We start from the raw sequence: 20,468 nt of genomic DNA on the forward strand, positions 1-20,468 counted from the left end.
AACCGGACTTGTCAACGGAGCGACTTCACCCGTGTACGCGCACCCCCTGGCCGAACCGTTTTCGCAAGCCTCGATGCACTTCGGCGCGGCATTCGGCGCACTATCGGCCGCGTGGCAACTCGCGTTCGCGGCAGTGTTCGGGCTGGTGATCGGCAGCTTTCTCAATGTCGTCATCCATCGATTGCCCATCATGCTCGAACGCGCGTGGCGCGCGGAGGTCAACGAGGCAAGCGAGGACGGCGATCGAGCGGCCGTCGACGATGGGATGCCCGAGCGCTATAACCTATGGTTGCCACACAGCGGCTGCCCGCAATGCGGCCACGCGCTGCGCGCCTGGGAAAACATTCCGGTGCTGAGCTACCTGCTGCTGCGCGGACGCTGCTCAGCCTGCCGGGCACCGATCGGTCTTCGCTATCCGCTCGTCGAACTCGCGAGCGCCGCGTTCGCCGCGCTATCGCTCGTCACGTTCGGCCCCACCGGCACGGCGCTCGCCGCATTCGTTCTCTGTGCGACACTGCTCGCGACGAGCGCAATCGATATCGATACACGCCTGCTTCCCGATTCGCTCACGCAGCCGCTGTTGTGGGCGGGGCTGATCGTCAATTTCGGCGATACCTTCGCGAGCCTGCGGACCGCCGTCGCGGGCGCGATCGCCGGCTATGTGTTCCTCTGGTGCATTTACTGGTTGTTCCGACTCGTGCGCGGCATCGAAGGCATGGGTTACGGCGACTTCAAGCTGCTGGCCGCGCTCGGTGCGTGGCTCGGTTGGACGGCCTTGCCGCAGATCGTTTTGATCTCGGCGGTGACTGGAGCCATCGTCGGGCTCGTCGCCACCGGGTTCGGCCGCATGCGCTTCGAAGAACCGCTGCCGTTCGGACCATTCCTGGCCGCGGGCGGCGTGGTGACGCTCTTTCTCGGTACGCCGCTTTTTCATGTCTTCGGAGGTTGAATCATGTACCTCGTCGGAATGACCGGCGGCATCGGCAGCGGCAAGACGTTCGTCGCCGATCTGTTCGAGGCGCGGGGGGTGGCCATCGTCGATACGGACCGCATTGCGCACCGCATTACGGCACCGCACGGCGCCGCCATGCCGCTCATCGCGCGCGAGTTTGGCGAGGCGTTCGTTGCCGCCGACGGCTCGCTCGATCGCGCTCGAATGCGTGCGCTCGTATTCGCCGACGATACGGCGCGTGCTCGCCTCGAAGCTCTCACGCATCCCTTGATCCGGGCTGAGACCGAACGGGAAATCAAGGCGGCACGCGCGGCCTATGTGATCGTGGTCGTGCCGCTTCTCGTCGAATCCGGGGTGTGGCGCTCCCGCGTCGACCGCGTGCTCGTCGTCGACTGCACCGTCGAAACGCAAGTTGCCCGCGTGATGCGGCGTAGCGGATTCTCGCGCGAGCAGGTTCTTGCGATCGTGCAACGTCAGGCCCCGCGCGAGGCCCGGCTCGCTGCCGCCGACGATGTCCTGGTCAACGAAAACATCGGCGCGGAGCGCCTGAATGAGGAAATCGGCCACCTCCACGCCCACTACCTGTCGCTCGCGGCGGGCGCCGGGTCCTCGAATTGAGCGGAGCAAACGGCACGTCCGTCGAAACAACGCCGACACGCGCGTGTCGAACAATCCGCGGATGCGGCGAAAAAGGTACGCGTCGTATCCCATTGAGCGATTGCGGGGGGGCATTTGCAGCATTAGAATGTCCTGCAATCCCTATTCTTGACGCCTGAGGCGAGCGCGCTTGATTCTTTACGAGTATCCGTTCAACGAGCGAATTCGCACGCTGCTGCGTCTCGAAGACCTATTCGAGCGCTTCACGTTTTTTCTCAATCAAGACGACGCGAGAGAACATCACGTCGCATTGACCACGCTGTTCGAAATTGCAGAGGTCACCGGCCGGGCAGATCTGAAGTCGGATCTGATGAAGGAACTCGAGCGCCAGCGTCAGACCCTGGCACCGTTCCGGGGTAACCCTGGTATCGAACAAAACGCGCTCGAAGTCGTGCTGGGCGAAATCGAGCAAACGCTCAACGGCCTCGCGCAGATGCAGGGGAAGACCGGCCAACACCTCACGGACAACGAGTGGCTAGCCAGCATTCGCAGCCGGGCGATCATTCCCGGCGGAACTTGCAAGTTCGATCTGCCGTCGTACTTCGCATGGCAACAGACACATCCTGACCAGCGCCGTCAGGACATCGCCAAATGGATCATGCCGTTATTGCCGCTGCGCGACGCGGCCGCAATTGTATTGCGGCTCGCCCGCGAATCGGGGCAGGCTTCGAAGGTCATGGCGATGCAAGGCAGCTATCAGCAGATGCTGTCGGGCCGCACTTATCAATTGATGCAGGTGCGCGTTGCGCCGGATTTGCGCGTCATACCGGAAGCAAGCGCCAACAAGTACATGCTGTGGGTGCGTTTCACGGTACAGGACGGCGATATGCGCCCCCGCGCTGTCGATGTCGACGTGCCGTTCCAACTGACGCTCTGCAGCTTGTAGCCCTCGCGCGTGCCGCGCCGCAAGGGCCGCCGCGCATCATGACCATTGCTCCAAACGTATGATCGCTGTCGTCAAATGTCCGACCTGTGGCAAGGCTGTCCGCTGGGTCCCCGAAAACCGCTTCCGGCCCTTCTGCTCCGAGCGCTGCAAGCAGATCGATCTTGGCGCCTGGGCGACCGAGAAATACCGGATCGAGGGCGGTGAACCCCCGCCGTCCGCCGACGATTCGCCCGGCGAAGACATCAAGAACTGATTCGACGCCCGGTGAAGCGCCCTTTCAAGCTGCGCTGTCTGCCGCGAGCAGTTCCAACACAGGAATGGCGGCGGGCAGCAGTGGGTCCACGTTCACAGGCAGGCTCTGCCAACTGAACGCCTGCCCTTCGCGGCCATGCGGCTCGCCGGTCCAGTCCGTCACCTTGCAAAAATAAAGGCGCACGTACGCGTGCGGATAGTCGTGTTCCAACGTATGCCAAAGATGGCATGCGGTGACGACGATACCAAGCTCCTCGTGCAGCTCGCGCGCCAGCGCCACTTCGACCGTCTCGCCGGCCTCCAGCTTGCCTCCCGGAAACTCCCAATAGCCCTCGTAAGGCTTACCGGCCGGACGCTGAGCCAGCAGATAGCGGCCGTCGGGCTGCACGAGCACACCCACCGCCACTTCCGTCACCGGCCGCTGCGGCCGGGCATCTGTCGTTGCGGGGGAAAATCCGCTTGCTTCGTTCATTGCCCGCCCCGCTTGCCCGACCAATCGCGTGCGAACTGCCAGGCGACACGCCCTGAGCGCGAGCCGCGCTCGAGCGCCCACACGAGCGCCTCGCCGCGCGCGTCGCCAACCGCCGTCTCGCTGCAGCCAAAATGGCGCAGCCAGTGGCCGACGATCGTCAGGTAATCGTCCTGCTTGAACGGGTAAAAACTGACCCATAGGCCGAACCGCTCGGACAACGAGATTTTTTCCTCGACGACCTCACCGGGATGGATTTCGCCATCCGGCATGTGCTTGTAGGTCTCGTTGTCGCTCATGTACTCGGGCAGCAAATGCCGGCGGTTAGACGTCGCGTAGATGAGCACGTTGTCCGATTGCGCCGAGATGGAGCCGTCCAGCGCAACTTTGAGTGCCTTGTAGCCCGACTCCCCTTCCTCGAACGAGAGATCGTCGCAAAACACGATAAAGCGTTCCGGCCGCTGCGCGATCAGGTCCGTGATATCGCCGAGATCGTGCAGGTCGTCCTTGTCGACTTCGATGAGGCGCAGCCCCCGATCCGCATAGGCATTCAGACACGCCTTGATCAGCGAGGACTTGCCTGTCCCACGCGCGCCCGTCAACAGCACGTTGTTCGCGGGAAGCTGGTTCACGAACTGGCGCGTGTTCTGTTCGATGAGCGCTTTCTGACGATCGATGTTTTGCAAGTCATCGAGCGAAATGGCGGAGACGGCCTTGATGGGCTGCAGATAGCCGCGCCCCTGGCGTTTGCGCCAACGAAACGCAACGGCGGACGACCAGTCGACATCGGGCATCGCCGGCGGCAGCATCGTCTCGAGGCGCGTCAGCACGGCTTCGGCGCGGGTAAGAAAACGGTCGAGTTTGTCCATGGCAAAAGAGGCTTCCGGAGCGCTCGCCGCTGCGGCGGCGAGCTGCCCGATGTCACGAGCGGTAATCGGCGTTGATGCTCACGTACTCGTGCGACAGATCGCAGGTCCAGATGGTTGCACTGGCATTGCCGCGTCCGAGCACGACACGAATGACGATCTCGCTTTGCTTCATGACGCGCTGACCGTCCTCTTCGCGGTACTCGGGATGACGGCCTCCCGCCTGCGCGACATGAACATCGTCGAGATAGAGGTCGATCTTCGCGACATCGAGATCGCTGACTCCCGCGTAGCCAATCGCGGCGAGGATACGGCCGAGGTTCGGATCCGACGCATAAAACGCGGTTTTCACGAGCGGCGAGTGGCCGATCGCATAACCGATCTGCCGGCACTCGCTCACGCTCGCGCCGCCTTCCACACGGATCGTGATGAACTTCGTCGCCCCTTCGCCATCGCGCACGATCATCTGCGCCAGGCGTTCGGCTACGTCGGTAACGGCTTGGCGCAGCGCGGCATAAGCCGGAGTATCTGTCGATGCGATGGGCGGCAGGCTGGACTTGCCCGTGGCGACAAGGATGAATGAATCGTTCGTCGACGTATCGCCATCGACGGTGATGCAGTTGAACGACCGGTCCGCCACCTCCTTCACCAGCACGTCGAGCACGGACTGGGCAACGGCGGCGTCGCAAGCCAGGAAGCCGAGCATCGTCGCCATGTTCGGCTTGATCATGCCGGCACCCTTGCTGATACCGCTTAGCGTCACGGTGTGCCCGTCGATCGTCACTTGCCGCGATGCCGCCTTCGGCTGCGTGTCGGTGGTCATGATGGCCTGGGCGGCTTCGTACCAATGCGCGGCGCGAAGAGTGGAGAGCGCGGCGGGCAGCCCGGCTTTGAGGCGTTCGATGGGCAGCGGTTCGAGAATGACGCCCGTCGAAAATGGCAAGACCTGCTCGGCCTCAATGCCAGCGAGGCGCGCAAGCTCGGCACAGGTTTCACGAGCATGCGCGAGGCCGGACTCGCCGGTGCCCGCGTTTGCATTGCCCGTATTGACGACGAGTGCCCGGATGCCCCGGCTGCTTGCAAGGTGCTCGCGGCAAACGGTAACCGGTGCGGCGCAAAACCGATTCGAGGTAAATACGCCGGCCACGGTGGCCCCCTCGTCGACCGACATCACGAGGACGTCCTTGCGATTGGGCTTGCGAATGTTCGCCTCGGCCCAGCCTAGCGTCACGCCCGGAACCGGATGGAGTTGCGAAGGATCGATCGAAGGAAAGTTGACTGCCATCGTCTGGGAACCTGTCGGGAATGTAAAAACGGCGCGCATCGTGCGCGCCGTATCCGGTTTCAAGCAAGCCTGCCGTGGCACTGCTTGTATTTCTTGCCGCTGCCGCATGGGCATGGGTCGTTGCGCCCCACCTTCGGTATGCCGGCTTCGGCGCTCGCCGCGCCCGCACCGCCGTGGCCGCCACGACTCATCGCCTGATCGACCATCTGCGTCGCGGCGTCGACCGCCATCGCCGCGGGGGCCGCGGACGCCGCCTCGGCAAACTCCGCGTGGCGGAACTCGACGTTCTCCACGTGGCTGCCCTGCTCCTCGTACTGCTCGGCCGCTTCCTCCAGTTGCTCGGGCGACTGGATCCGCACGTTCATGACGATGCGGGTAACTTCGGTCTTGATGATGTTGAGCAGCGCTTCGAAGAGCTCGAACGCCTCGCGCTTGTATTCCTGCTTCGGGTTCTTCTGCGCATAGCCGCGCAGATGAATGCCTTGGCGAAGATGATCGAGCGCGGCAAGATGCTCGCGCCACGAGCGATCGAGCGTTTGCAGCATGATCGAGCGCTCGAATGCGCTGAACGATTCCCGTCCGACGAGCGCGACCTTGGCTTCATAGCTTTCGTCGGCAGCCGACAGCACCGCGTCCAGAATGTCGTCGGCATCGAGCGACTGCGACTCGTTGATCATTTCCTGAACCGCGAGATCGAGCTGCCAATCGGTACGCAAGGCTTCCTCGAGTTCGGGCGCGTCCCATTGTTCTTCGATGCTGCCGGCGGGAATGAACTGGTGCACGACGTCGGTGACGACCGCATGGCGCATCGCGGTGATCGTCTCCGTGATGTCGTGCGCTTCGAGCAATTCATTGCGTTGCTGATAGATCACCTTGCGCTGATCGTTGGCAACGTCGTCGTATTCGAGCAATTGCTTGCGAATATCGAAGTTGCGCGCCTCGACCTTGCGCTGCGCCGATTCGATCGATCGCGTGACGATGCCGGCTTCGATCGCCTCGCCTTCGGGCATGCGCAGCCGGTCCATGATCGCGCGCACGCGATCGCCCGCGAAAATGCGCAACAGCGGGTCTTCGAGCGACAGATAAAAGCGCGACGAGCCCGGGTCCCCCTGGCGGCCCGCGCGGCCTCGCAGCTGGTTGTCGATACGGCGCGACTCGTGACGCTCGGTGCCGATGATGTGCAAACCGCCCGCAGCCTTCACCTGATCGTGCAACGCCTGCCATTCGTCGTGCAAGGCCTGGATTCGGCTCGCCTTCTCCTCGGCCGGAATCGACTCGTCAGCTTCGATGAGCGAGGCCTGCTTCTCGGCATTGCCGCCCAGCACGATATCGGTTCCGCGGCCCGCCATGTTCGTGGCGATCGTGATGCGCCTCGGGCGCCCCGCTTCGGCGACGATGGCGGCTTCGCGCTCGTGCTGCTTGGCGTTGAGCACCTCGTGCGGCAAACCGGCCTTGGTCAGCAGATTCGAGAGCAACTCCGAGTTTTCGATCGATGTCGTGCCGACGAGCACCGGCTGGCCGCGCTCGTAGCATTCGCGAATGTCGCGAATGACCGCGTCGTAGCGCTCGCGCGCCGTCTTGTAGATCTGGTCCTGGAGGTCGTTTCGCTTCGGCGGTCGGTTCGTCGGAATGACGACCGTCTCGAGCCCGTAGATCTCGTTGAATTCGTACGCCTCCGTATCGGCCGTACCGGTCATGCCGGACAGCTTCACGTACATCCGGAAGTAGTTCTGGAACGTGATCGAAGCGAGCGTCTGGTTCTCGCTTTGAATCTTCACGTGTTCCTTGGCTTCCACCGCCTGATGCAGGCCGTCCGACCAGCGGCGTCCGGGCATGAGGCGGCCCGTGAATTCATCGACGATGATGACTTCGCCGTTTTGCACCACGTAGTGTTGATCGCGGAAAAACAGCGTATGCGCGCGCAATGCGGCATAGACGTGGTGCATCAACGTGATGTTCTGCGGCGCGTAGAGGCTCTCGCCCTCGGCGATCAAGCCCCACTCGGCCAACATCCGTTCGGCCTTCTCGTGCCCCGATTCGGTCAGGAAAACCTGGCGCCCTTTTTCGTCGAGCGTGTAGTCGCCCGGCTTTTCCACACCGGTGCCGTCCGCGCGCTCCTCGCCGATCTGGCGCTCGAGCAGCGGCGGCAGTGCGTTCATGCGAACGTAAAGATCGGTATGGTCTTCCGCCTGGCCCGAGATGATGAGCGGCGTGCGCGCCTCGTCGATCAGGATCGAGTCCACTTCGTCGACGATCGCGAAATTGAGCGAACGCTGCACGCGCGCGTCCGTCTCGTAGACCATGTTGTCACGCAGATAATCGAACCCGAATTCGTTGTTCGTGCCGTAGGTGATATCCGAAGCATAAGCGGCCTGCTTCGTGGCATGGTCCATCTGCGAAAGATTCACGCCGACGGAGAGGCCGAGGAAGTTGTACAGCTTGCCCATCCACTCGGCGTCGCGTTGTGCGAGATAGTCGTTCACCGTGACGACATGCACGCCGCGCCCCGACAGTGCGTTCAGGTAGGCCGCGAGCGTCGCGACGAGCGTCTTGCCCTCGCCCGTGCGCATTTCCGCGATCTTGCCGTAGTGCAGCACCATCCCGCCGATCAACTGGACATCGAAGTGCCGCATTTTCAGCACACGGCGACTCGCCTCGCGGCACACCGCGAACGCCTCGGGCATCAGCTTGTCGAGCGACTCGCCGCTCGCCACGCGCTGGCGAAACTCCTCCGTTTTGGCGCGCAGCTGGTCGTCGGTCAACTGCTCGATCTGCGGCTCGAGCGCATTGATCACCGCGACGGTCTTTTGATACTGCTTGATCAGACGCTGGTTGCGGCTGCCAAAGATCTTTTGGAGAAAACCGGTGGTCATCGGGTCGGGTGTGCGCCGCGACTGGGCCGGTACTGCGCGCGTCGCGCGCCGCGCCTGCGGGAGGGCCCGCGGGCGTACCGGATCCGAGTGCCTCGGCGGCTTATTCCATGAGTGAATTCGAATCGCGCATTTTAGCACGCGAGCCTTAATCCACCGTGTCGCGCAAGTGCGCATCGGACCGCCGCGGCGGGCGGCCCGGGTACAATGAGTGCGTTCAGCCCCGTGTGCCGCCGTACACGTTCCCTCAGACTACGAATGAGCCGCTTTTCGTCCCGCTTTTCACCCTCGTCCAAGCCGCGAGCCGCGCCTGTCCCACGGCCTGTGGCCGAAGTGCTTGGGCGCACCGACGCATTCGCGGCGTTGCGCGCGGGCGTCGAGCAAACGGCGGCGCTCGAGCGTGCGCTGAGCGAGCTTTTGCCGGCCTATCTCGCGACGAGCATCGAGCCGGGCTTCGTGAGGGACGGCGCACTGACCTTGTTCGCCGCGCATAGCGCGCTGGCGGCCCGTCTGCGGCATCTCGAGCCGCGGCTCATCGCGGATTTGCAGCAGCGGGGATGGAATATCCGCACACTTGCCGTGAAAGTACGACCCCGGGCTGCAGCGGAACCGCCGAGACCCAAGACGGCGCGCATGACGCCCCAAGGGGCGCAAGCACTGCAAGCGCTGAGCGAGACATTGCCACCTTCCCCGCTCCAGGCGGCACTCGCGCGGATGGCCGCTCGCCATAGCAAAGCGCAGCAGGACGGTGCTCCGCCGGAGGCGGAAGCACCGGCGCCCATCGACACAAAAAAATAAGCGGCTCGAAAGCCGCTTTTTTTTGTGTGCCCGGCGGGTTACGCCACGGCGGCCAGGCGCTTCTCGTCAGGCAAATGCCGTCTGTGCGTCGTAACCGAAGCCGCGAGGCGCATGTTGCGCGTCTTCGAACGTGACGATCTCGTACGCGTCCTCGTGTGCGAGCAATTCACGCAACAGCATATTGTTCAAGCCGTGCCCCGATTTATACGCAGTGTAAGAAGCGAGCAGCGAATGCCCAACCACGTAGAGATCGCCGATGGCATCGAGCATTTTGTGCTTCACGAATTCATCGTCGTAGCGCAAGCCGTCGTTGTTGAGGATGCGGTATTCGTCGAGCACGATCGCGTTATCCATACTGCCGCCGCGAGCGAGGCCCAGTTCGCGCATCGTTTCCACTTCATGCGCAAAGCCGAACGTACGCGCACGCGCGATCTCGCGCACGTACGAAGTAGTCGCGAAATCGACTTCCAGCGCCTGACCCGTCTTGTCGACCGCGGGGTGCCGAAAATCGATCGTGAATTGCAACTTGAAGCCGAAATACGGCTCGAGGCGTGCGAACTTGTCGCCATCGCGCACCTCGACCGGCTTCGTCACCTTAATGAATTTCTTCGCCGCGTTCTGCTCGAGAATGCCGGCCGACTGCATCAGAAACACGAATGAAGCCGCACTGCCGTCCATGATCGGGATTTCTTCGGCCGTCACGTCGACATACAAATTATCGATACCGAGGCCCGCACAGGCCGACATCAAATGCTCCACCGTCGAAACGCGCGCACCGTCTTTTTGCAGTACCGACGCAAGACGCGTGTCGCCGATGGACATCGCGGACGCCGGAATGTCGACATGCGTGGGAAGATCGACGCGTGAAAACACGATACCGGTGTTTTCGGCGGCCGGGCGGAGCGTCAATTCGACCTTGCGGCCCGAATGCAGGCCGATGCCAACGGTCTTGACGATCGATTTGATGGTGCGTTGCTTCAGCATAGTGGTTTGTCGATTGCTAAATTCAATCGAGCTTCTTATTTCATAGTAGGGATTATACTCCATCCCGAACAGGCTGACAGGGCGTGGAACGTTTCAGTCTGTTTCCCGGCGTTACCCGCTTAAACCGCTGTGCATGCAAAACGTGGGCCAACGCCCGGAATGGAGGCATTCCCGGACGTCGGCCCATTACTGCTTGTTACTCACCATCACAAACGCCGCGCTTGCGTTGTTGCTGCGACGCAACGCAACGATGCCGATGGCGCACGGCTACCCAGCGCCCTGAGCAGACGCCGATCCGGCACTCGTATCCCGGCGTCTTGACCACGCCGAAACGCGAATGCGGTTGCCGCACTGCGCAAAAACCGACCGCCACACGCCAGCGGTGACAACCGTCGACGTGCGCTGCCCGTTCAGCGCAGGCGTTACCAGCCGCAGTCGGCCTGCGAAACCGCGCATCTTGCCCGCGATGCGCCGGCGTCGCCCGAAAGACATGCGTCAGCGCGTAAAGCGCCCGCCGTCCCTCATCTGGCCGCTCGCTGCCACGTACGCCTGTCGCAGAGCGACTCGCAAACCCGCGTGCGCCGCACGGTGCCCATCCGTGCCGCGGCCACCGGGCCCGTGCGCGTCGATAACCGCTCGACACGTTTGGGCGATGCGCCGCGCACGACCGCTGCGAGCGCGCGCCCTAGGGGACGCGGCCGCCTTGCGCCGTTGCCGTTCAACATGCTCAGCCCTTCTCGTGCGCTTCATCGCGCCGAAAAAACGTGCGACGCGCGAGGCGTCGCACGCCTTAATCGGCCTGTTTGCGCAAAAACGCCGGAATGTCGTACGTCTCGACGCCCTTTTCCTGGAGCGCCTGGACATGCGAAGCAGCCGTCTCGCGCGAATTGCGCCACACGGCCGGTGCATCGAACGCACCGTAGTCGCCCGACGCCGTGCGCGAACTCGCGTAGCCGTTTTGCGCGGCCGCGACCGGCTGGTTGTCGGTACCGGTGCGCAAAAGCGTCATCGGCGCCGGCTGCTGCTTCTTCGCCGCGCTCGCCGCCGTACGGCCCAGGCCCGTGGCGACGACCGTCACGCGCAGCGCATCGCCCATGGCGTCGTCGTAGACCGCACCGAAAATCACCGTTGCGTCTTCCGCCGCATAGCTCTTGATGGTGTTCATCACCTCGCGCGTTTCGGACAGGCGCAGCGAACGGCTCGACGTGATGTTCACGAGCACGCCGCGCGCGCCCGAGAGATCGACGCCTTCGAGCAGCGGACTCGCCACGGCCTGCTCCGCCGCGAGACGGGCGCGATCGACGCCGGCGACGGTCGCCGTGCCCATCATCGCCTTGCCCTGCTCGCCCATGACCGTCTTCACGTCTTCGAAGTCGACGTTGACGAGACCGTCCACGTTGATGATTTCGGCAATGCCGGCCACCGCGTTGTTCAGAACGTCGTCCGCGCACTGGAAGCACTTGTCCATCTCGGCGTCATCGCCCATCACCTCGAACAGCTTGTCGTTCAGGACGACGATCAGCGAGTCGACGTGATCCTCCAGTTGCTGCGAACCTGCTTCTGCCACGCGCATGCGCTTGCCGCCTTCGAACTCGAACGGCTTGCTCACGACACCGACGGTCAGAATGCCCATCTCTTTCGCGATTTGCGCGACGACCGGTGCCGCACCCGTACCCGTTCCGCCGCCCATGCCGGCCGTGATGAAGACCATGTGCGCGCCGCGCAGCGCGTCGGCAATCCGCTCGCGGGCTTCTTCCGCCGCGGCGCGCCCCATTTCCGGCTTTGCGCCCGCACCGAGACCCGTGCTGCCGAGCTGAATCACGCTCGGCGAACGCGAGCGCGAGAGGGCCTGCGCATCGGTGTTCATGACGACGAAATCGACGCCCTGCACACCCTTGTTGATCATGTGTTGCACAGCGTTGCCGCCGGCACCGCCAACGCCCACCACCTTGATGATGGTGCCGCTGGTTTCCGTTTCCAACATCTGGAATTCCATATTGCCTCCGTCAAGAAAAAGATCCCGCTCTTCGGCCGTTATTCGGCAGGGAATCGGGCAACCCCCTGTCGCGCGCAAGCCGCCGGCACCGGCGCGAATTCAAAAAGACTTCAAAAATTGCCCAGGAACCAATCCTTCATGCGAGTGAAGACCTGCCCCATCGAGCCCGACTGGACAGCAACCTTGCGTCCACGCATTCGCTGCGACGAGCCCTCGACGAGCAGCCCCATCGCCGTCGAATAGCGTGGATTGCGCACGACGTCGGCGAGTCCGCCCGCATACTCCGGCACGCCGATGCGCACCGGTTTGAGAAAAATGTCCTCACCGAGCTCGACCATGCCCGGCATCATCGATGCGCCGCCCGTCAAGACGACGCCCGAACTCAACAGCTCCTCGTAACCGGACTCGCGCACGACCTGATGCACGAGCGAGAAGAGCTCCTCGACGCGCGGCTCGATTACGGCCGCAAGCGCCTGGCGCGACAGCGTGCGCGGCCCGCGCTCGCCGAGCCCCGGCACTTCGATCATCTCGTCCGGATCGGCCAGTGCCTGCTTCGCAATGCCGTAGCCGACCTTGATGTCCTCGGCGTCGGGCGTCGGCGTGCGCAGCGCCATGGCGATGTCGCTCGTCACCTGATCTCCGGCAATCGGAATGACCGCCGTATGGCGAATCGCACCTTCGCTGAAGATCGCGATGTCCGTCGTGCCGCCGCCGATGTCGACGAGCACCACGCCGAGTTCCTTCTCGTCCTCGGTCAGCACAGCCAGCGACGACGCGAGCGGCTGCAGAATCAGGTCGTTGACTTCGAGCCCGCAGCGCCGCACGCACTTCACGATGTTTTGCGCCGCCGACACCGCACCGGTCACGATGTGAACCTTCACTTCCAGACGGATGCCGCTCATCCCGATGGGCTCGCGCACATCCTCCTGCCCGTCGATGATGAATTCCTGTGTGAGGATGTGCAGCACCTGCTGATCCGTCGGGATGTTGATCGCCTTGGCCGTTTCGATGACGCGCGCCACGTCGGCCTGCGTCACCTCCTTGTCCTTGATCGCCACCATTCCGCTCGAATTGAAGCTGCGGATGTGACTCCCGGCAATGCCGGTGAACACGTTAGTGATCTTGCAATCGGCCATCAGTTCCGCTTCTTCGAGCGCGCGCTGAATCGATTGCACGGTGGCCTCGATGTTCACCACCACGCCTTTTTTGAGCCCCTTCGATTCGCTCTGCCCGAGACCGATCACCTCGTAATGGCCTTCGCCCCTCAGTTCGGCGACGACCGCTACGACCTTCGCGGTACCGATGTCGAGGGAGACCAGCAGATCCTTATAGTCTTTACTCATAGCGTGCTCGTGCGTGTGATGTCTTGTCGTGCTTCATGTGTTATTTCTTGGCCTTGCCCTTCGTGCCGCCATCGTCGAGAAACCGCATCCCCGCGGCGCGGATCGCGAAGCCATTCGGATAGCGCAGGTCCGCATATTCGATGTCGTTGCCCCAGCGCGCCGTGACAGCCTTCCATGCAGCGCTGAGCCGGTTGGAGCGTTCCGCGAGCGTCGACGGATTGCGCTCCCGGCCGTATTCGATCTGCATACCGTTCGACAGTTTCACTGTCCATGCATAACGCGGCGAAAGCGTGACTTCGTCGGGCACGGCGCCGAGCGGCGCCAGCCATTTCTTGAAATCGAAATAGCGGGCGACGACCTCTTTCGACGTACCGGCAGGGCCGTCGAACGCGGGCAGTTCCTCGTCGAGTTCGCCCTGGTTCGCGGTGAAGAGATCGCCGTCCACACTGACGAGCTGATCGCTGCCCCACGTCCCGAGCGGCTTGTACTCCTCGAGCGTCACGGCCAGTGCGTTGGGCCAGACCCGGCGCACGCTCGCGCGGCGTACCCACGGCATTTGCTCGAACGCCTGACGCGCCGCATCGAGATCGACGGTGAAGAAGTTGCCCCGCAGATGACCGACGACACCCGCACGCACGATCGGCGTGTTGATGTGCTCCGTGTCGCCGTCGATGCGAATGGCCGCCAGCGCGAACGACGGGCGTTGCGCGAGCCAAATCCCGCCCGCCGCGACGAGCGCGACGAGCACCAGCGCGAACAGCACGTTGGCGGCGAGATTGAGCTGGCGAACGTTGCTCCACATGATCGTTGTCTCAGTCCTCGAGGGTCAGCGCCAGCACGGCGACGACCAGTTCCGGATAACTGATGCCGACGGCGCGCGCCGCTTTCGGCGGCAGGGAGTGATCGGTCATACCCGGGGCCGTATTCACTTCGAGAAAAAACGGGTTGCCGGCCGCATCGAGCATGAAATCGGCACGGCCCCAATCGGAGCAGCCGAGCACGTCGAACGCGCGGCGCGAGAGTGCCTTCAGCCGCGCCTCCTCGCTCGCGGACAAACCGCACGGAATCAGGTACTGCGTGTCGTTCGCGATGTACTTCGCGTGATAGTCGTAAAACTCGCCCGCCGGTACGATGCGAATGATCGGCAAATCGAGGTCGCCCGCAATGCAGGCCGTGTATTCGCCTCCGCCTTCGATGCTCTTCTCGACGAGCACGATCTTGTCGAATTTGGCCGCCTCCTCGAGCGCGGCCGACAGTGCCTCGGCGCGAGCGACCTTCGTCACGGCGACGCTCGATCCCTCGCTCGCCGGCTTCACGAAGAGCGGCAGCCCGAGCTTCGCGACGATCTCGGGTGCGCGAGCCGCATAATCGTCGCCGCGCAGTACCGTCTCGAACGGCGGTGTCGGCACGCCCGTCTGCTGCCAGACGAGCTTCGTGCGGAATTTGTCGAGCCCGAGCGCCGAGCCCAGTACGCCGCTGCCCGTATAGCGGATGCCGTAGAAGTCCAGCGCGCCCTGCAGCTGGCCGTTCTCGCCGTAGCCGCCGTGCAGCGCGATGAACGCACGCGCGAAGCCCTGCGCCTTCAGCTCCGAGAGCTCGCGCTCGGCCGGATCGAACGGATGGGCATCGACGCCCGCATTGCGCAGACCTTCGACCACGAGCCGCCCTGAATTGAGCGAAACCTCGCGCTCGGCCGACACGCCGCCCATCAATACGGCAACCTTGCCGAAACGTTTCGGATCGATAGTCTTGCTGCTACTCATGCCAACCTCCCACGGGAGCAGCGGACGATAGTGAGCTGGGGGGTCATGTATTCACCTCTTGCGCGAGTCGTCCCGGCACGGTACCGATCGATCCCGCGCCCATCGTGATCACTACATCGCCGTCGCGCACGAGCGTCGACAGCGCCTCCGGTACGTCATCGACCGTTTCGACGAATACCGGTTCAACCTTGCCTGCCACGCGAACCGCGCGCGCGAGCGCGCGCCCGTCCGCCGCGACGATCGGCGCTTCTCCGGCCGCATAGACTTCGGTCAGCACGAGGGCGTCGACGCTCGACAGAACGTTGACGAAATCCTCGAAACAATCGCGTGTGCGTGTATAGCGGTGCGGCTGGAACGCGAGCACGAGCCGCTTGTCGGGAAAAGCGCCGCGCGCTGCCGCGATCGTCGCGGCCATCTCGACGGGGTGGTGGCCGTAATCGTCGATGAGCGCGAAGTGCCCGCCTGCCGCGATGGCCACGTCGCCGTAGCGCTGAAAACGCCGTCCTACACCGGTGAACTCCGCGAGCGCGCGCTGAATGTCGGCGTCCGGCACCTCGAGCTCGGTCGCAATCGCAATCGCCGCGAGCGCGTTTTGCACGTTGTGCAAGCCCGGCATGTTGAGGACGATATCGAGCGGCGGCGCATCCTCGCGCATTGCCGTGAAGTACATCTTGCCTTCGCGCGGGACGACGTTGACGCCGCGCACCTGCGCATCGGCCGCGAAACCGTAGCGGATGACCGGCTTCGAGACAAACGGCAAGATCTCGCGCACGTTCGGATCGTCGACGCAGAGCACCGCAATGCCATAAAACGGCAACCGGTGCGTGAATTCGATGAACGCCTGCTTGAGCCGGGCGAAGTCATGCCCGTAGGTGTCCATGTGATCGGCGTCGATGTTGGTCACGACTTCGATCACGGGCAGCAGGTTCAAGAACGATGCGTCGGACTCGTCGGCCTCGGCCACGATGAAGTCACCCGTGCCGAGCCGCGCATTGGCCCCGGCGCTCGTGAGGCGCCCTCCGATGACGAACGTCGGATCGAGCCCACCTGCCGCGAGCACACTGGCCACGAGGCTCGTGGTCGTCGTCTTGCCGTGCGTGCCGGCGATCGCAATGCCCTGCTTCAAGCGCATCAACTCGGCCAGCATGACCGCGCGCGGCACGATCGGCACACGCAGCCGCCGAGCGGCAAGCACTTCGGGGTTGTCGCTGCGCACGGCCGTCGACACGACGACGGCGTCCGCGCCATCGATGTTCGAGGCGTCATGCCCGATCGAAATACGCGCACCGAGCGAAGCGAGACGCTCGGTCGTCGCGCTCTTCGCGAGGTCCGAGCCGCTCACCTGATAGCCGAGATTGGCGAGTACCTCCGCGATACCGCTCATGCCGGCGCCACCGACGCCGACAAAATGAATATGTTTGACGATGTGTTTCATTGCTTTCCTTCCTGACGCGCGAGCGCCACGGCCGCGCAGACTTGCGCGACACGATCGGTGGCGTCGGGCTTGGCCAGCGAGCGCGCCCGCTCAGCCATTTCGGCGAGCGTTTCCCGCGTAAGCGTGCCAAGCCAATCGGCCAACGACTGCGGCGACAAATCGCGTTGCTGCACCAGCACGGCCGCGTCGTGCTTCGATAAAAATTCGGCGTTCGTGGTCTGGTGATCGTCCACGGCATGGGGGAACGGCACGAACAGGGCCGCCACGCCGATCGCCGCGATTTCCGCGACAGTCATCGCACCCGAGCGGCAAATCACGACGTCGGCGTCGGCGTACGCCGTCGCCATATCGTCGATGAACGGCACGAGCGCGAGCGTTCCTTCTTCCGTCAATCCCGCCGCGGCATAGTTCGCCTGCAACGCCTCGATATGTTTCGCGCCCGCCTGGTGCACGACGTGCGGACGCGCCTCGGGGGCGAGCAACGCGAGCGCGCGCGGCACCACTTCGTTGAGCGCGGCGGCGCCGAGGCTGCCGCCCACGACGAGCAGCTTGAGCGGCCCGCTGCGTCGCCCATACCGCAGCTTCGGCTCGTCGGCCTGTGTGACGGAGTCGCGCAATGGATTGCCGGTCCACTCGGCGCCGGGCAGCGCATCGGGAAACGCCACGAGCACGCGCCGCGCAAGCTTGGCCAGCACCCGGTTCGCCAGCCCCGCCACCGAGTTCTGCTCGTGCAGCACGAGCGGCCGCCGCGCCAGCGCCGTCATGACACCGGCTGGAAATGTGATGTAGCCGCCCATGCCGAGCACGACATCGGGACGCACGCGGTTCAAGGCACGACGGCTTTCGAGGCAGGCCCGCAACAGATTCAGGGGCAGCGAAAGCTTCGTCTTGAGCCCCTTGCCGCGCAATCCGCCAAAGCGAACGTACTCCATCGGAATGCCATGCTTCGGCACGAGCGAGGCTTCCATCCCCACCGGGTTGCCGAGCCAGACGACACGCCACCCCCACGCACGCATCCGATGCGCGACGGCGAGGCCGGGGAACACGTGTCCCCCGGTTCCGCCGGCCATCACCATCAACGTACGTTGGGGAGTCGTGCTCATACTTTCCCTCCGCGCATGAGCACACGATTCTCGTAGTCCACACGCATCAGCACCGCGAGCGCGACGCAGTTGAGCACGATGCCGGAGCCGCCATAGCTGACGAGCGGCAGCGTCAGCCCCTTCGTCGGCAAGATGCCGAGGTTGACGCCGATATTGATGAACGTTTGCACGCCGAACCACAGTCCGACGCCTTTCGCGACGAGTCCCGCAAAGGTTCGATCGAGCGCGAGCGCCTGCCGACCGATCTCGAACGAGCGCCGCACGATCCAGTAAAACAGCAGAATGACGATGAGCACGCCGACAAAGCCGAGTTCCTCGCCGATCACGGCGAGAATGAAGTCGGTATGCGCTTCCGGCAGATAGTTGAGCTTCTCGACGCTGCCGCCCAGTCCCACGCCAAACCATTCCCCGCGCCCGAATGCGATCAGCGAGTGTGTCAGCTGATAGGCCTTGCCCTGCGCGTAGCGATCGTCCCACGGGTCGAGATAGGCGAAGATCCGCTCGCGCCGCCACGGCGACGCCCAGACGAGCAATCCGAACGTCGCGACCGCCGTGGCCACGAGCCCGCCGAAGAGCTTGCCGTTCACGCCGCCGAGGAAGAGCACCCCCATCGCAATGGCTGCGATGACCATGAACGCACCCATGTCCGGCTCGAGCAGCAGCAGTGCGCCCACGAAGCCGACGGCCAGCGCCATCGGCAAAAAGCCTTTGGCAAAGCTCTGCATGTATTCCTGCTTGCGCACCGTGTAATTCGCCGCGTAGATCGTGACGGCCAGCTTCATGATCTCGGACGGCTGCATGTTCATGATGCCGAGCGGCAGCCAACGGCGCGCGCCGTTCACGCCCTTGCCGATATGCGGTACGAGCACGATCACGAGCACCACGAGGGTGATAAGGAAGAACTTCGGCGCGTACTTGTCCCACACGGAGATCGGAATGCGGAATACGACCGCCGCGGCGATCGTCGCGACGACGAGCGAGGCGATGTGCCGCACGAGGAACGCGTAGTCGCGATAAGCGGCGTATTTCGGCGAATCGGGCATGGCGATCGACGCCGAATAAACCATGACGACGCCCAGGCCGATCAGTGCAATCGCCGCCCACAACAGCGAGTGGTCGTAATCGAGCATGCGCGAGCGCAGCGGACGGATTCCGCTGACCGCGCTCGCAAGCCCGCCCGCAGCCGTGCGGGCGGCCGTTTCCTTGCGCGTGCCGGAACCCGCGCCGCGTTCCGTGAAAAACCGTTGGGTGATGCGGTCGGACCAGCTCATAGCATCGTCCCCCGTTGTGCCGCAATGTCTTGCACCGCGCCGCGGAATACATCCGCGCGATGCGAATAGTCCTTGAACATGTCGAAACTCGCGCAGGCCGGCGAAAGCAGCACCGCATCACCCGGTTGCGCGATCGCACTGGCCTCGAGCGTCGCCGCTTCGAGCGTCGGATGCTCGGTGAGCACGACGCCCGTGTCGGCCAGCGCGGCACGGATCGCCGGCGCATCGCGCCCGATCAGCATGACCGCCCGGCACCACCGCGCGACGGGGCGCGCAAGCGGCGCGAAGTCCTGCCCTTTGCCGTCGCCGCCGAGGATCAATACGGCGCGCTGCGCAAGACCATCGAGCGCGGCGACGGTTGCGCCCACGTTGGTGCCCTTGCTGTCGTCGACATAGTCGACGCCGTCGATCGAAGCGATGAGTTCGACGCGATGCGGCTCGCCGCGATATTCACGCAGTCCATGCAGCAGCGGCGCGGTAGCGAGACCGATCGCACGAGCCAGTGCCAACGCGGCCAGCGCATTCGCCGCATTGTGCAGTCCGCGAATGCGCAAGGCGTCGGCCGGCATCAATCGCTTCATCGTCAGTTCGACCGGAGCCGCCGCTTCCTGCCGACGGCGGCGCGATGACGATGTTTCATCCGCCGGGTCGCGCTCTTCAGCCTGAACGAGCCAATTGATATCCGCCTCTCGCAAGAGGCCATAGTCTCCCGCGCGCAGCGGCTCGTTGAGCCCGAACGTGACAACCTGCACACCGTGCGGCGCATCGGGCGCCTTATCGGCGGAGGCGAACGCCATCGTTCCGGGGTCGTCGCGATTGAGCACGCGCACCGTATGCGGGCCGAATACTCGGCCTTTGGCCGCCGCATAGGCTTCGAAGCTGCCGTGCCAGTCGAGATGATCCTGAGTAATGTTGAGCACCGCAGCGGCATCGGGATCGAACGTGTGTGCCGTCTCGAGCTGAAAGCTTGAAAGCTCGAGCACCCACACCTCGGGCAGCGCGGTGCGGTCGATCGCGTCGGACAACGTATCGAGCATCGTCGGACCGATATTGCCGGCCACCGCGACCGCCTTGCCCGCACGCTCGCAGAGCAGGCCCGTCAGGCTCGTGGTCGTGGTCTTGCCATTGGTGCCCGTCACGGCGATGACCTTCGGCGCATAACCGCTCTCGCCGAGATGCGCGAGCGCCCGCGCGAACAATTCGAGTTCGCCCCAGACCGGCACGCCGCGCTCGTGCGCGCTGGCGAATAGCGGGGCGAGTTCCGGCGAAAGCGGCGAAAGCCCCGGACTCACGACAACGAGCTCGATCCCACCCTCGAGCAGTGCAGGCGAAAACGCGCCGCCGACGAACTCGGCATCGATGCGCTCGGCCTCGAGCAGCGGCAGACTCGGCGGTGCCTCGCGCGAATCGGCAATGCGCAGCCGGCACCCATGGCGCGCGCACCAGCGCGCCATTGCGAGGCCCGAAGCGCCGAGCCCCAGCACGAGCACCATCGGATGCCGATCTCGAAACATCTCGCCAAACATCGCTTGCTTTTC

At 64.0% G+C, this 20,468-nt stretch carries 18 protein-coding genes; 5 read left to right on the plus strand and 13 right to left on the minus strand.

Translation table 11 applies throughout. The features are described from left to right. The first annotated feature begins 73 nt into the window (after positions 1 to 73). The 4 genes from VGL01_RS17290 to VGL01_RS17305 all read left to right on the plus strand — a co-directional run bounded on the left by VGL01_RS17290 (position 74) and on the right by VGL01_RS17305 (position 2,748). Positions 74 to 949: an A24 family peptidase gene (locus VGL01_RS17290; RefSeq protein WP_331571483.1), complete on the plus strand. Its 876-nt coding sequence runs from the start codon at positions 74 to 76 to the stop codon at positions 947 to 949. Positions 950 to 952: 3 nt separating this feature from the next. Beyond that, positions 953 to 1,570, plus strand: a complete 618-nt coding sequence (gene coaE / locus VGL01_RS17295; RefSeq protein ID WP_331571440.1) for a dephospho-CoA kinase — start codon at positions 953 to 955, stop codon at positions 1,568 to 1,570. 169 nt (positions 1,571 to 1,739) lie between these two features. Then, positions 1,740 to 2,495 (plus strand): cell division protein ZapD, encoded by a 756-nt coding sequence (gene zapD, locus VGL01_RS17300; RefSeq protein ID WP_173257988.1) that lies wholly within the window; start codon positions 1,740 to 1,742, stop codon positions 2,493 to 2,495. A 58-nt stretch (positions 2,496 to 2,553) separates the two neighbouring features. Continuing rightward, positions 2,554 to 2,748: a DNA gyrase inhibitor YacG gene (locus VGL01_RS17305; RefSeq protein WP_173257990.1), complete on the plus strand. Its 195-nt coding sequence runs from the start codon at positions 2,554 to 2,556 to the stop codon at positions 2,746 to 2,748. Between the two features lie 24 nt (positions 2,749 to 2,772). On the opposite strand, the gene mutT is transcribed toward VGL01_RS17305, so the two are convergent. From mutT to secA, 4 genes are read right to left on the minus strand one after another with little or no spacing between them, the layout of a single operon-like run. Next, the gene (gene mutT, locus VGL01_RS17310; RefSeq protein ID WP_331571442.1) at positions 2,773 to 3,219 is read right to left on the minus strand and encodes an 8-oxo-dGTP diphosphatase MutT; all 447 of its coding nucleotides are present in this window, start codon (positions 3,217 to 3,219) and stop codon (positions 2,773 to 2,775) included. Continuing rightward, positions 3,216 to 4,085 (minus strand): ATP-binding protein, encoded by an 870-nt coding sequence (locus VGL01_RS17315; protein ID WP_331571444.1) that lies wholly within the window; start codon positions 4,083 to 4,085, stop codon positions 3,216 to 3,218. The genes mutT and VGL01_RS17315 overlap by 4 nt, the downstream gene beginning before the upstream one ends. Before the next feature lie 52 nt (positions 4,086 to 4,137). After that, positions 4,138 to 5,367 (minus strand): bifunctional glutamate N-acetyltransferase/amino-acid acetyltransferase ArgJ, encoded by a 1,230-nt coding sequence (gene argJ, locus VGL01_RS17320; RefSeq protein ID WP_331571446.1) that lies wholly within the window; start codon positions 5,365 to 5,367, stop codon positions 4,138 to 4,140. A 59-nt stretch (positions 5,368 to 5,426) separates the two neighbouring features. Next, the gene (gene secA, locus VGL01_RS17325) at positions 5,427 to 8,240 is read right to left on the minus strand and encodes a preprotein translocase subunit SecA (protein WP_331571448.1); all 2,814 of its coding nucleotides are present in this window, start codon (positions 8,238 to 8,240) and stop codon (positions 5,427 to 5,429) included. Between the two features lie 255 nt (positions 8,241 to 8,495). On the opposite strand from secA, the gene VGL01_RS17330 reads away from it, so the two are divergent. Continuing rightward, positions 8,496 to 9,035 (plus strand): DciA family protein, encoded by a 540-nt coding sequence (locus tag VGL01_RS17330; RefSeq protein WP_331571450.1) that lies wholly within the window; start codon positions 8,496 to 8,498, stop codon positions 9,033 to 9,035. A gap of 66 nt (positions 9,036 to 9,101) precedes the next feature. On the opposite strand, the gene lpxC is transcribed toward VGL01_RS17330, so the two are convergent. The 9 genes from lpxC to murD all read right to left on the minus strand — a co-directional run bounded on the left by lpxC (position 9,102) and on the right by murD (position 20,444). Continuing rightward, complete coding sequence (lpxC, locus tag VGL01_RS17335; RefSeq protein ID WP_331571452.1) at positions 9,102 to 10,019, minus strand: UDP-3-O-acyl-N-acetylglucosamine deacetylase; 918 nt, start codon at positions 10,017 to 10,019, stop codon at positions 9,102 to 9,104. A 790-nt stretch (positions 10,020 to 10,809) separates the two neighbouring features. Further along, positions 10,810 to 12,015 (minus strand): cell division protein FtsZ, encoded by a 1,206-nt coding sequence (gene ftsZ, locus VGL01_RS17340; protein WP_173258003.1) that lies wholly within the window; start codon positions 12,013 to 12,015, stop codon positions 10,810 to 10,812. Between the two features lie 110 nt (positions 12,016 to 12,125). Then, positions 12,126 to 13,358: a cell division protein FtsA gene (gene ftsA / locus VGL01_RS17345; protein WP_173258004.1), complete on the minus strand. Its 1,233-nt coding sequence runs from the start codon at positions 13,356 to 13,358 to the stop codon at positions 12,126 to 12,128. Between the two features lie 40 nt (positions 13,359 to 13,398). After that, a complete protein-coding gene (locus VGL01_RS17350) occupies positions 13,399 to 14,160 on the minus strand; it encodes a cell division protein FtsQ/DivIB (protein ID WP_173258006.1) in 762 nt (253 codons plus the stop codon). A gap of 10 nt (positions 14,161 to 14,170) precedes the next feature. Next, positions 14,171 to 15,121 (minus strand): D-alanine--D-alanine ligase, encoded by a 951-nt coding sequence (locus VGL01_RS17355; RefSeq protein ID WP_331571454.1) that lies wholly within the window; start codon positions 15,119 to 15,121, stop codon positions 14,171 to 14,173. Between the two features lie 43 nt (positions 15,122 to 15,164). Then, positions 15,165 to 16,556, minus strand: a complete 1,392-nt coding sequence (gene murC / locus VGL01_RS17360) for a UDP-N-acetylmuramate--L-alanine ligase (protein WP_331571456.1) — start codon at positions 16,554 to 16,556, stop codon at positions 15,165 to 15,167. Further along, complete coding sequence (gene murG / locus VGL01_RS17365; protein WP_331571459.1) at positions 16,553 to 17,659, minus strand: undecaprenyldiphospho-muramoylpentapeptide beta-N-acetylglucosaminyltransferase; 1,107 nt, start codon at positions 17,657 to 17,659, stop codon at positions 16,553 to 16,555. The genes murC and murG overlap by 4 nt, the downstream gene beginning before the upstream one ends. Further along, complete coding sequence (ftsW, locus tag VGL01_RS17370) at positions 17,656 to 18,930, minus strand: putative lipid II flippase FtsW (protein WP_331571461.1); 1,275 nt, start codon at positions 18,928 to 18,930, stop codon at positions 17,656 to 17,658. The genes murG and ftsW overlap by 4 nt, the downstream gene beginning before the upstream one ends. Further along, a complete protein-coding gene (gene murD, locus VGL01_RS17375) occupies positions 18,927 to 20,444 on the minus strand; it encodes a UDP-N-acetylmuramoyl-L-alanine--D-glutamate ligase (RefSeq protein ID WP_331571485.1) in 1,518 nt (505 codons plus the stop codon). The genes ftsW and murD overlap by 4 nt, the downstream gene beginning before the upstream one ends. Between the last annotated feature and the right edge of the window lie 24 nt (positions 20,445 to 20,468).

The organism is Trinickia sp., from assembly GCF_036503415.1.
In the GTDB taxonomy this organism is placed as follows: Bacteria; Pseudomonadota; Gammaproteobacteria; order Burkholderiales; family Burkholderiaceae; genus Trinickia.

Excerpts from the sequence above, each read along its gene's own strand:
- VGL01_RS17290 (WP_331571483.1), top strand. The coding sequence starts at position 74 with ATGCACTTCGGCGCGGCATTCGGCGCACTATCGGCCGCGTGGCAACTC.
- coaE (WP_331571440.1), top strand. The coding sequence starts at position 953 with ATGTACCTCGTCGGAATGACCGGCGGCATCGGCAGCGGCAAGACGTTC.
- VGL01_RS17305 (WP_173257990.1), top strand. The coding sequence starts at position 2,554 with ATGATCGCTGTCGTCAAATGTCCGACCTGTGGCAAGGCTGTCCGCTGG.
- mutT (WP_331571442.1), bottom strand. The coding sequence starts at position 3,219 with ATGAACGAAGCAAGCGGATTTTCCCCCGCAACGACAGATGCCCGGCCG.
- VGL01_RS17315 (WP_331571444.1), bottom strand. The coding sequence starts at position 4,085 with ATGGACAAACTCGACCGTTTTCTTACCCGCGCCGAAGCCGTGCTGACG.
- argJ (WP_331571446.1), bottom strand. The coding sequence starts at position 5,367 with ATGGCAGTCAACTTTCCTTCGATCGATCCTTCGCAACTCCATCCGGTT.
- secA (WP_331571448.1), bottom strand. The coding sequence starts at position 8,240 with ATGACCACCGGTTTTCTCCAAAAGATCTTTGGCAGCCGCAACCAGCGT.
- VGL01_RS17330 (WP_331571450.1), top strand. The coding sequence starts at position 8,496 with ATGAGCCGCTTTTCGTCCCGCTTTTCACCCTCGTCCAAGCCGCGAGCC.
- lpxC (WP_331571452.1), bottom strand. The coding sequence starts at position 10,019 with ATGCTGAAGCAACGCACCATCAAATCGATCGTCAAGACCGTTGGCATC.
- ftsZ (WP_173258003.1), bottom strand. The coding sequence starts at position 12,015 with ATGGAATTCCAGATGTTGGAAACGGAAACCAGCGGCACCATCATCAAG.
- ftsA (WP_173258004.1), bottom strand. The coding sequence starts at position 13,358 with ATGAGTAAAGACTATAAGGATCTGCTGGTCTCCCTCGACATCGGTACC.
- VGL01_RS17350 (WP_173258006.1), bottom strand. The coding sequence starts at position 14,160 with ATGTGGAGCAACGTTCGCCAGCTCAATCTCGCCGCCAACGTGCTGTTC.
- VGL01_RS17355 (WP_331571454.1), bottom strand. The coding sequence starts at position 15,121 with ATGAGTAGCAGCAAGACTATCGATCCGAAACGTTTCGGCAAGGTTGCC.
- murC (WP_331571456.1), bottom strand. The coding sequence starts at position 16,556 with ATGAAACACATCGTCAAACATATTCATTTTGTCGGCGTCGGTGGCGCC.
- murG (WP_331571459.1), bottom strand. The coding sequence starts at position 17,659 with ATGAGCACGACTCCCCAACGTACGTTGATGGTGATGGCCGGCGGAACC.
- ftsW (WP_331571461.1), bottom strand. The coding sequence starts at position 18,930 with ATGAGCTGGTCCGACCGCATCACCCAACGGTTTTTCACGGAACGCGGC.
- murD (WP_331571485.1), bottom strand. The coding sequence starts at position 20,444 with ATGTTTCGAGATCGGCATCCGATGGTGCTCGTGCTGGGGCTCGGCGCT.